Annotated in this window: 4 protein-coding genes; all 4 read left to right on the top strand. The window is 54.3% G+C overall.

The features are described 5' to 3' along the window. Window position 1 precedes the first annotated feature (1 nt). Window positions 2-733, top strand: a complete 732-nt coding sequence (locus INT84_RS11045; RefSeq protein WP_194206811.1) for a C40 family peptidase — start codon at window positions 2-4, stop codon at window positions 731-733. Next, a complete protein-coding gene (locus INT84_RS11050; protein ID WP_194206812.1) occupies window positions 721-1,314 on the top strand; it encodes a tail assembly protein in 594 nt (197 codons plus the stop codon). The genes INT84_RS11045 and INT84_RS11050 overlap by 13 nt, the downstream gene beginning before the upstream one ends. An 82-nt stretch (window positions 1,315-1,396) precedes the next feature. Beyond that, window positions 1,397-1,819 (top strand): hypothetical protein, encoded by a 423-nt coding sequence (locus INT84_RS11055; RefSeq protein WP_194206813.1) that lies wholly within the window; start codon window positions 1,397-1,399, stop codon window positions 1,817-1,819. Window positions 1,820-1,895: 76 nt separating this feature from the next. Next, window positions 1,896-8,780, top strand: a 6,885-nt coding sequence (locus INT84_RS11060) for a DUF1983 domain-containing protein (protein ID WP_194206814.1), incomplete at its 3' end; no start/stop codon positions are given.

An 8,780-nucleotide genomic window follows, 5' to 3' on the forward strand; every position in this document is an offset into this window, starting at 1 on the left:
AATGAATAAAACGATTATGAAGGCGATCCGGGCGCATGCGCTGGAGGAATCACCACGCGAGGCTTGCGGCTTCGTTATTCAGGATGGCCGACGTCAGCACTATGTGCCGACGCCGAATAGTCACGAAAATCCGGCAGAGCACTTTCGTATAGCTGGTGAGCGCTGGGCTGATGCTGAAGATGCCGGAACCATTATCCGGGTTATCCACTCCCACCCTGGCGATGGAGCCCGGCCCATTCCCTCCGATCTCGATCGGCAGCAGTGCAACCAGTCTGGTGTTGTATGGGGCATCTATGCGCCTGACTGCGACGAATATGCCGAGATTACGCCTGATGCCATTTCGCTGATAGGCCGCCCGTTTATTCTCGGCTCCCACGACTGTTGGGGGCTGATCATGGACTGGCACGCCATACAGGACGTTACGCTCAACGATTTCCGCGTGGATTACCCCTGGTGGGAAAGCCAGTATCCAGACAACCTCTATTTCGATAACTGGCAGAAAGAAGGGTTTGTTGAAAGTGATCCGATGCCCGGCTGCATGGTGATCATGCAGGTGCAGTCCGACAAATGGAACCATGCGGGGATTATCACCGAGGAGGGCGAACTGCTTCACCACCTTTACGGCCAGCCGTCATGCGTTACGCCTTACGCGCGCGGTTATTTTCGGGACCGGACGATGATCTGTGTCCGACACAAAAATTTACCTGAGGAGATTAAACCATGGCGCGTTTAACAACTATTCGTCTTTATGGCGCACTCGGTGCCCGGTTCGGACGTGTTCACAAGATGGCAGTTCAGACATCAGCCGAAGCGGTTAAGGCACTTTGCGTAAACTTTGACGGCCTCGAAGAATACCTGATGAATGCCAAAAAGAACGGCATGGTATTCGCTGTATTCCGGGGGAAACGGAATATCGGGGTGGAAGACTATAAAAGCCTTGGCGGCGAAAGCGATATACGTATCGCGCCGGTGATGGAAGGGGCAAAGAAAGCCGGGCTGTTTCAGACCATACTTGGCGCAGTGATGGTAGTGGCGGGCATTCTTGTTACTGGACTTTCATACGGTTGGGCGGCTCCAGTAGGAGGTGCAATGATAAGCGCAGGCGTCGGAATGATGGCTGGTGGCGTCTATCAGATGCTATCTCCCCAACCGAACGGACTTCAAAGCCGCGAAGATCCCGATAACAGACCTTCATATGCTTTTGGAGGTGCTGTGAACACTATCGCTATGGGTAATCCTGTGCCTGTCCTGTACGGCGAACGTGAAATCGGGGGAGCCATCATCAGCGCGGGGATCGTGGCCGAGGATATCTGAAGTCTCTGCCTTGCTCAAAAGCCTGGCATTCGAGCTTCTCAATGATAAAATTTAAGCTGCCTAAAGCTCTGAGACTATGAAAATGAAAAGAATATTTTTGTTGGTTACTTTTTTTGGACTATATGGGTGCGCTACTACTGCAGTTTTGCCCAGTGACGCGAAGCCAGCGTCGCAAGAAAGAGTTTTGATGTACCAAACTCCAAATGAAGAGGCTAACGCAAAGCTTATTGTTGTACGTGATAAAGGTTACTTGGGTAGCGCTTGTTTTACAGGCGTTTATCTTAACAACATTAAGGCAGCCGTATTAGATCCTGGCGAAAAAGCTACATTTTATCTTAAACCAGGCGAGTGGAATGTAGCGGTTAAAGGTGAAGGAAAAATGTGTATATCTGATGCGGTTCCCAGTGGACGCGATATCAACCTCAACGCTAATCAGACTAAAGCTGTTAGATTGTTTGCAGATCCTAGCGGCAATGTGGACGTTAAGCCATTGCCGTTAAACTGACGATTGCCCACTTAGGTGGGTTTTTTATTACCCAAAACTCATAACCCGCTTCGGCGGGTTTTTTTATGGACGCAATATGGCAACGATCATTGGTGCAAAGGGCGGTAGCCAGAAACAGCATACTCCCGTAGAACAGCCGGATTCAGCTCAGTCAATGGCCCGTTGCCGCATGCTGCTGGCGCTGGGGGAGGGTGAATTTGCGGGTGGCCTGGATGCCACGCGAATTTATCTTGATGGTACGCCGCTGGGCAATGCCGACGGCACCATGAATTTTGAAAACGTTTCCTGGGATTTTCGTCCGGGAACGCAGACGCAGGAACCTATTCCTGGCTTCCCTGCGGTGGAGAACGAAACCAGGCTTGGCGTTTCGATTACAAAAGCTACGCCGTGGACGCGTGCTATCAGCAATACGCAGATTGACGCTGTGCTGGTGCGCATTGGTATTAATGGCCTGCAGCAGCAGGAAAATGACGGTGATATTGTCGGTACCACGGTTTCTTACCATATCGATGTGGCCACGGATGGCGGTTCTTATGAAACAGTCATGACCAAAACGGTGACAGAAAAACTCAGTTCGCTGTATGAACTCACTCACCGTATTAATCTGCCAAAAGCCAGCACGGGCTGGCAAATCCGTGTTGTTCGCGATACTGCCGATAGCACAAGCCAGCTTTTGCAGAACAAGACGCAAGTCCAGGCCATTACTGAGGTGATCGATGCCCGTCTGCGCTACCCGCACACCGCGCTGTTATACGCCTCGTTTAATGCAAAAACCTTCAGTGATACGCCAAAAATTTCCTGTAAGCCAAAAGGCCGTATCATCCGGATCCCCTCGAACTATGATCCGATAGCGCGTACTTACAGTGGCACATGGGATGGCACATTCAAATGGAGCTGGACGAATAACCCGGCGTGGATCTGGTTCGACGTACTGACTGAACAACGCTTTGGCCTGGGGCGCCGCGTAACGCCTGAAATGCTCGACAAATGGGAACTCTACCGTATCGCCCAGCGTTGCGATCAGCGTGTGCCTGACGGTAAGGGCGGCAACGGTACCGAACCGCGTTTCATCTTCGACGTATACATCCAGTCTCAGGCTGACGCCTGGCAGGTGATCAAAGATATTGCTGCAGGTTTCAACGGCATGACGTTCTGGGGCAACAACATGTTTAACGTTGTTTCCGACATGCCTGCAGATACTTCGAAGCTGCAAATCCTCACCCGTGCTTCAGTGGTGGGCAAACCGAGTTACTCCAGCGGCAGCGAGAAGAATCGCTATAGTTCTGCGCTGATCAATTTCAGCGATCCGGATAACCATTACCAGGACCGTACCACGGCAGTGATGTTTCCTGACCTGGTAAAACAGTTCAAATTTAAGCAGACACAGCTCACTGCCATCGGTTGTTCCCGCGAAAGCGAGGCACAGCGCCGCGGCGGATGGGCAGTTTATTCCAACTCGCTTGATCGCATCATCACGTTGCAGACCGGGCTTGATGGATTCGCCTACATACCCGGTACGGTCTTTGCGTTCGCAGATGAGCGCGTTTCCGGGCGCGTATATGGCGGGCGCATAACCGGTTACGACGGTTCAATAAAAGCCGTGTTTACTGACCGTGGCACCAGTGCTGTTCCTGGCGATACGCTGATGATCCGCACGAATGGCGGGATAGTCGAAAGCCGAACCATTCAGGCGGTAAATGGTTCTCAACTGATTATCGCCACGCCGTTCAAGGCAGAGCCTGCGCCAAATGCAATTTTTGTTATCGATGCAGGCCAGCTGCGACTGCAATATTTTCGTGTTACCAATCTCACGTTTAATGATGAAGAAAACACGTACACCATTACGGGTGCGGAGTATAACGCCTCAAAATATGATGCAGTGGATAACAACGCTCGGCTGGATATCCCGCCAATCAGTCTGATCCCCACTGGTCTGGTGTCGCAGCCCGGTGATGTTAACGTTTCGAGTTACGATGCTGTCCGACAGGGGCAGCGTGTCGCCACGCTTGTTGCTATCTGGAATGCGCCACAGGATAAAAACGGCAAGCCGCAGGCTGATATCGTGGCTTATCAGATGCAGTGGAAGCGCGGGGACAATGAGTGGATCAACACACCTCAGACTGGCCTGAGAAGTGCTGAAGTACCTGGTATTTTCGAAGGTGATTATCTGGTACGAGTACGGGCTATCAACTCTGGTGGTGCATCAAGCCTGTGGACAACATCAGTCCTGACGCACCTTAAAGGTCGTACCGGGGCCGTGCCTGCACCAACAGGCCTGCGCACTGAGGGGATTGTCTTTGGTGTCGTACTAAACTGGGATTTTCCGGCCGGTACCGGGGATACGCTCAAAACCGAGATCCAGTACAGCGCGGCGTCCACCGGCGAAAATCCGTTGTTGCTGGCCGATGTGCCGTACCCGCAAAAGACATACCAGCAGCTCGGCCTGAAATTCGGCGTGACGTTCTGGTACCGTGCGCGGCTGGTGGACAAAAACGGTAACCAGAGCGCCTGGACCGGCTGGGTCAGCGGTATGCCAGCTGATAACGTTGCTGACTACATCGACAACATGGACGAGGCGATCCGCGACACCGACACGTACAAAGAGCTGGATAAGTCGATTCAGGACAACGTTAACGCCATTCAGAAAGAAGTTTCTGACCGCTCGGCTGCCATCACCAAAGAAGCCACTGATCGCGCCGCGGCTATTTCGAAGGAAACAACCGCCCGCAGCCAGGCGCTGACCAAAGAAGCCAGCGACCGGACCGCGGCGATCGCGGCGGAGGCAACAACGCGCGCCCAGCAGGATCAGCAGGTCGCAGCTGATGCAGCGAATGGATTGCTTAACGAGCAGCTGACGCGCGAGGCGGCAATTTCTGAAACCAACCTGATTATTCAGAACAAAACGGACTCTCTGGCGCAGTCGATCGCGCAGGTGGCGGCGGGCAGCGGCACGCAGTTCGATTCCCTGAAAATCTGGCATTTCAATTCTTCGGGTGTTGAAGGCTGGACCGGCAACGGCACACCGACGGTGGTCGATAACTGCTTGCGCCCGGCGAACCACGCTAATAACCCTTACGTTGTCTCTCCGGCATCGCTGGCAGTAGATGCGGCGTCTTATCGCTTCGTTAAGCTGCGTATCAGAAAAGTAGGCAAACCAGCCTGGCGTGGTCAGCTGCGCTGGCGCGATACGGCGGCCTTTAACGACACGAATATGGTGACGCTGCCTGAGCCTGCTTTTGATGCCAGCGGCGTGGCCACAATTGATTTCAGCGATATTAAATGGAATACCCTGGCGAACGTGGCACAGATCCGCCTGGATATTGGTGCAACACAGACCGCCAGCGATTATTTCCTGATTGACTGGATAGCGGTGGGTCGACCGGCACCGGGTGCCAGTACCGCGGCGCTCGAGGATGAAGCGACAGCGCGTATCGCGGCAGACTCTGCCGAAGCCACGGCACGCAGTACCCTGGCGGCGCAGCTGCGCGGCGGTACCGACGGCACCGATCCGTCTAAGCTGACCAGCGGGCTGATTTACAACGAACGCCAGGTGCGTATCTCTTCGGAGAAGGCCCTCGCCGAAGACGTTGAAGCACTGGAGACGAACTTCAACGGCAACAAAGCGACGGTACAGCAGTCGCTGGAAGCGCTGACGGATGCCCAGACTAGCCAGGGCAAGGCGATCACCAACATCAGTGCGTCACTGAAATATGCCAATATTGATGCGGCCAACATGCTGACCAACGGCTCGTTTGAGTCTGATTTTGATTACTGGGATGACCGCGCAAATCGTCAGTATCAGACCATTATTAACGGCGGGTCGTACAGCGGCGATAAGATCCTTCGCTTCTCGGCTTATCCTAATGGCACCTCATCAGTTGCACAGCGTGGAATTCTGTTGCTCAAAGGCCGCACCTATCGCATTTCAGCTATGTGCAGGTTCTCGGCTGATGCGGTTGACGGGGGAACCGGTAATACGAAATTAGCGCTTCGTAATAATGCCTCTGATGGACTCATTGCCGCTGTAGCCTTTGGCGCTAACGAAAATCCGCTCCCGACTTCGTGGGTAGAACGCACTCTTGATTACAAGGTGGGTAGCTCTGATATTGTCGCTAAGATCGTTGTAGGCTCATACATGAGCGCCGGGTCGATGGATATCGACTTTGTTCGTGTCATGGATATCACCGATATAAAAGCCATTGAGACGAAAGCCGACGCTGGCGCTGTATCCACGCTGGACGGGAAAGTGAAAGCTATCGGCGATACAGTGGATGCACAGGGCACCGCATTAACACAGGTGCAGGCCAGTATCGGTCGACGAACTGTCTATCGGGCTGTATCAGTCGGCAGTGGTGGCACTGGTGGTATTGGGGCCGCGGGTATTTTTAAGGAAGATGGCACTAAGCTGGCGACACCGGCGCGGTCATACATGCTGTCAGTTTTCAGAACCAATGCGGACGGCTCCACTTCATTCACCGCCACGAACTTCGATCTTTACGGCAACGCGGCAGCAGCGTCAGCGGCATTTAACGATGCGGTAGCGGCACTGGCCAACGGGACATATGTAGCGGTAACCACTTACGACGAGCCAAACGGTAGTAAGTCGCGGATCTATGATGCGATCGAAAGCCTGGGCGGCAGTCGTGAAGCGATGAACCTGATGGTTTCCCGCAGCGCGTACATCCTGCTGGGCTGTAAAGGCATCGGCAAAGGCAACGGGCAGGAGCTGGTCAGCCCGGTTGGCGGTTCAGCCGACGCACGCGTTTTCGCGGCCATTGAGTTCGTTAACGGGACGATGGTTGGTCTGGGCGCTGGCGCATCGGCGATTGCTAACGCTAATGCCTCCGCCACTACCGCGCTTGACGCTAAGGTGACACAGCAGGGTAAAGATATCAGCACCCAGGCCGACGCCATCACTCAGTTGAAAACGGATGTGGGAGGGAAAGCCAGTCAGCAGGCGTTAAATCAGCTGAGCCAGCGTGTAACCGATACGGAAGGCGACATTGAAAGCCAGCAGACGGCGATCACAGGGCTGAATAACAGCCTTAAAAATAAGGCAGATGCCAGTGCGTTTAACGAGCTGGAAACCTCGGTAAAAGGCCAGAGTGAACGGCTTGATGCAGTTGAAACAAAAACTGTCAGGGTGGACCTGTCAGCACTTGATCCGGATACGTATTATCCCGTAACGCTCGCACTGGCTAACCAGGCCCAGATAAGGCAGCGCATCCGCGTTGTTCGTCCGTTTAACTCGACCAGTGACTGGACCAAACCAGTCTGGAGTACCCACACTAACAAAAACTTTGGGCTGACGCTTGAGTGGACGACGATCGGGAGTGGGTGGGGAGCAAATAGCATTGACCGGAATATTGAGGAATTCCAGTACACGTTTGCCGCGAAATCTCCGGCGGTCGGAATAAATCAGATGAGCCGCAGCTCTCAGGAGTATGTCTATCTCCGGGGCGGGGCTAACTACAATTTTATTCTGCAGAAGTCCCTGCCTGATCCTGTTATCAGGACCACTGATTTCACTCAGAACGATATTACCATCAGCCCAATAGGACTGAATGATCCGCTGGCTATTCCTCCGACCACCACCCGGCAGGATACGGTTGCCAATGCCACCGCAACGACGGCACTTAAGTCAACGCTGAAGGACGCCGCCGCCGACACGGAAAACATGATCGCCAACGGCAGCGGCGAAAGCGGCCCTGAATTCTGGGAGGGTTCGCCGCTGCCAGCGGTAGTCACGACGTCCCCCTATCTGGGCACGAAGTGCTTCGAGTACTCCGGCACGGCCAATATGCTTATGTTCCAGCGTGGCCTGACGATGCTCAAAGACCGGACCTATCGCGTTTCGCTGATGGCTAAGTTTTCGTCCGATGCGAGCGTGGATGCAACGACCGGGTGGGGTAACACGAAAGCGTCTATTCGTCAGAGCGAGTCAAACGCCTTTATCGCAGAAGTGAACTTCAAAGGCTCAGGTTCATCTTTGGCGACAGTGTGGACCGAGTTTTCCTTTGAGTACACTCCGACCGCTGATTTACTGGTCCGCCTGGCTATTTCCTCACTGCTGAAAGCCGGGAAGATGTGGATCGATAACATTCGCGTGGAGGATGTTACCGACGCTAAAGCCAATGCGGCGACGGCGACGGCAGTCAGCCAGTTGCAGACGACGGTAAAAAACCAGGGTGATACGCTGACGGCTCAGTCCCAGAGCATTCAGTCGCTCAATACGAACCTTGGCAACAAGGCGGAATCCAGCGCGCTGACGCAGACCAACGCCACTGTTACCCAGCAGGGCAAGGATATTACCGCCAATACCAAGTCTGTCAGTGAGCTGAAAACGCGTGTGGAGGGCGCGGAGTCGGGGCTGAACCAGACCGTTGAATCTATTGCCCAGGCCGGGTTCGCGCAGTTCAGAGGATTTTACGAGCAGCGTGCCGAAATCGTCAGCAACGACACGAAAATCACTGCCTCCATCAACGAGGTGAATGTGACCATCGCGAATGAAGCGGGTGCGGTGGCGCAGCAGATGAACACCCTGCAGGCCAGCGTCGGTGATAATGCCGCCGCTATCCAGGTGACGTCTTCCGCGCTGGCGGATGTGTCCGGCAAGCTGTCGGCGCAGTGGGGTGTTAAGGTTCAGGTTGATGCTCAGGGGCGCTCCTACGCGGCCGGTATTCAACTGGGTATTGATGGCTCCGGAGGCACCTCCGCGTTTCTTATCGACGCTGACCAGTTCGGGATTTATAACCCGAATGCGGCCGGTGGCCGGGTGCTGGCGTTTGCGGTGAGTGGCGCGACGGCATATCTGCGCTCGGCGATGATCCAGGATGCGAGCATTGATTTCGCCAAAATCAGCGATTCTCTTCAGTCGAGTAACTTTGTTGATGGTCAGACAGGGTGGCGCCTGCCGAAGAATGGCGCGTGGCAGGTTAACGGCAGCGTGGCGGGCGAGGGG

The organism is Superficieibacter sp. 1612_C1 (assembly GCF_015234305.1).
Classification (GTDB): Bacteria; Pseudomonadota; Gammaproteobacteria; order Enterobacterales; family Enterobacteriaceae; genus Superficieibacter.